The sequence below is a fragment of the Sphingomonas sp. Ant H11 genome (assembly GCF_000797515.1).
GTDB lineage: Bacteria > Pseudomonadota > Alphaproteobacteria > Sphingomonadales > Sphingomonadaceae > Sphingomonas.
In genome coordinates this window covers 1-3329 of the sequence record NZ_JSBN01000192.1, presented here as the reverse complement: position 1 = coordinate 3329, position 3329 = coordinate 1, and the positions used below count along the sequence as shown (strand labels likewise).

Below are 3329 nucleotides of genomic sequence, written 5' to 3'. Positions count from 1 at the left end.
GTCCCCCCTCTCCCCGGCCCTCTCCCCGGAGGGAGAGGGAGAAGGATGGTGTCCCAATCACTCCGGTTGACGCACACCGGCACCACCCGCACGCCATGTTCGCGCGCGTCGCGGACGATTTGCGCGGGGGCGTAAAAGCCCATCGGCTGGGCGTTGAGCAGCGCCGCGCAGAAGATGTCGGGGTGGTGGCATTTCAGCCAGGCCGAGGCGTAAGCGATCTTGGCGAAGCTCGCCGCGTGGCTTTCGGGGAAGCCATAGCTGCCAAAGCCCTCGATCTGCTTGACCAGCCGCTCCGCGAAATCCTGGCTGATGCCGTTGGCGCGCATCCCTTCGATCAGCGGATCGCGGAATTTGCCGACGCCGCCGGTCATCTTGAAGGTCGCCATCGCGCGGCGCAGCCGGTCGGCCTCGCCCGCGCTGAACCCGGCACCGAGGATGGCAACCTGCATCGCCTGTTCCTGGAACAGCGGCACGCCCAGCGTCTTCTCCAGCACCTCGCGCAGCTTCGGGCTGGGATATTGGATCTCAACCTTGCCGATGCGGCGTTGTTCGCGGCGTTTGAGATAGGGGTGGACCATGTCGCCTTGGATTGGGCCGGGGCGGACGATCGCCACCTGGATCGCGATGTCGTAGAAATTTTCGGGGCGCATGCGCGGCAGCATCGACATTTGCGCGCGGCTTTCGATCTGGAAGGTGCCCAGCGTGTCGGCCTCTTGAATCATCGCAAAAAGTGGCGGGGTCGTCCTCCTGCAACTCGGCACTGTCGAGCCGCAGGTCGATGCCCTTATGATCGCGCAGCAGATCGAAACAGCGGCGCAGGCAGCCGAGCATCCCGAGCCCCAGGATATCGACCTTCATCAACCCGATTTCCTCGACATCGAGCTTTTCCCATTCGACCACACGGCGATCGGCCATCGCGGCGGGTTCGACCGGCACCAGATCGTCGAGCCGGTCATGCGCGAGCACGAAGCCGCCGGGATGCTGCGACAAATGGCGCGGCGTGCCGATCAATTGCGTGGCGAGGTCGAGCGTCAGCGCGAGGCGCGGCTCGCTGGCATCGAGGTTGAGCGCGGCGACATGCTCCTCGGGCACGCCGTCATTCGACCAGCCCCAGATTTGCGAGGCGAGCGCGGCGGTCATGTCCTCGGGCAGGCCCAGCGCCTTGCCGACTTCGCGCACTGCGCCGCGCGAGCGATAGCGGCTGACGACGGCGGTGAGCGCGGCGTGGTTCTGCCCATAGGTGTCGTAGATCCACTGGATCACTTCCTCGCGCCGTTCGTGTTCGAAATCGACGTCGATGTCGGGCGGTTCGTGGCGTTCGGTGGAGATGAAGCGTTCGAACAGCAGCTTGTGCTTGACCGGATCGATCGAGGTGATGCCGAGCACGAAGCAAATCACCGAATTCGCCGCCGATCCGCGCCCCTGGCACAAAATGCCCTGGCTGCGGGCATAGCGCACGATCGAATTCACCGTCAGGAAATAGGGCGCATAGCCCATATGCGCGACCAGGCCGAGTTCGTGTTCGAGCAAGCTGGTATAAGCGGGCGGGGGCGTGCCGTCGAAGCGATCGGCCAGCGCGGTGCGCGCCATCGCCGCCAGCGCTTCCTGCGGGGTGCGCTGGGTCATCACGATCTCGTCGGGATAGCGATACTGGTCCTTCAATTCGCGCAAGCTGAAGGTGCAGCGTTCGACGATCGCGGCGGCGGCGGCGAGCGCGTGCGGGTGCAGCCTGAAACGGCGCGCCATTTCCATGGGGCCTTTGAGATGGCGGTCGGCGCTGCGTTCGCGAGAATGGCCGAGCGCGTCGATCGTGCAGCGGTGGCGGATCGCGGTGACGACGTCCTGCAGCATCCGCCGCTCGGGCACGTCATAGAGCACGTCGCCCGTGGCGAGCGGGGTCAGGCCGAAGTGCCGGGCGTGCGCGTCGAGCGTGTGGAGCCGCTGCGCATCGCCGGGGCGGCGGTGCTGGGTCAGGCAGAGGTGACCGCGCGTGCCGAACACATCCGCCATCCAGCGCAACGCCTGATCGTCTTCAGCGAAGGTTTCGGTGAGGCCGGGGACGAGCGCTGCGACCAGCCCCTCGGCATGCGCCGCGACATCCTCCCAATGCAGGAAGCACTGGCCTTTTTCGCCCTTTTGCGGAGCGGCGCGGCCCTTGCCGAGCGTCAGCAGCCGGGTGAGGCGGCTCCAGCCGACGCGATCCTCGGGCCAGACCAGCACCGATGTGCCATCGACCAGATCGAGCCGACAGCCCGCGACCAGCCGGATCGGGCGGATCGCCGACATTTGCTCGGCCGCGACCAGCCCGCGCACCACCCCGCCGACCGAATTGCGATCGGTAATGCCGAGCGCGGGCATCCCGGCGATGGCGGCGGCCTGGAACAGATGCTCGGGCGAGGACGCGCCGCGCAGGAAGCTGTAATGCGTCGTCACCTGAAGCTCGCACCACGTCACCCGAACGCTCCGTGCATGAACCAGGCAAGATCGCCCGTCTCGCCGCGTTCGCCATCGCCGCGACGGAACAGCCAGAAACGCTGCCCGGCTTCATCCTCGACCTGGAAATAGTCGCGCACGCTGTGCCGCTCGGTGCCGCGCTTCCACCATTCACCGAGAATGCGTTCGGGGCCGTCGGCGCGGACCACGCGGTGCGCCATGCCGCGCCAGGTGAAGCGCTTGGGCGGCTGGTCGGGCAATTCGGCGAGGACATGGTCGAGCAGTTCGGGCCGCCGCAACAGCCGCACCGGGCGCGGCCAGCGCGGATCCCAGGGATGCAGCGGGCGCGAGCGATCGAGCTGGCGGACATCGTCGGGCTTGATCTTGGGTGCGGCGCGTGCCGGTGGGTCGAGCGGCGGGGCGGTGGCGACCGAGCGTTCGGGCACGTCGCTTTCGACCGCCACGCTGCGCCACAGCGCGCTTATGCCAATGCGGTTGGCGAGCGTGTCGATCAGCGGCGCAAGATCGGGCGCGCGGTCTTCGAGCGTTTCGGCAAAGGGCTCGGCGCCGAGCGGATCGGCGCGGCGGACGTGGAGCGCGAGCGCATCGATGCCATAGCCCGGCGCGATTTCCTCGATCCGGCGCACGATCAGCCGCAGCAGATGCGCGCCGTCGCGAGTCGGGCGGGCGAGGCCGATGCCGCAGGCGCTGCGGCACGCCGTCGATGCGATCGGCGACCAGATCGATCAGGCGCGCGCCGAGCCCCGCTTCGGCCAGTGCGGTGACGAGGCGCGGCATCAACACCCCCGAGCCAATGCGCGATCGCTTCGGCGGTGGCGATCGGCTCGGCGAAGCGTTGCACGACGGCGATCGCTTCGGGCGGGATGACGGGGGGC

At 67.9% G+C, this 3329-nt stretch carries 2 pseudogenes; both read right to left on the bottom strand.

Annotation, left to right across the window (positions count from 1 at the left end):
- Positions 1-2454, bottom strand: a pseudogene (locus NW75_RS21365) (error-prone DNA polymerase); the annotation flags it as partial.
- A pseudogene (locus NW75_RS21360) lies at positions 2451-3329 on the bottom strand (DUF6504 family protein); the annotation flags it as partial. The pseudogenes NW75_RS21365 and NW75_RS21360, both read right to left, overlap by 4 nt.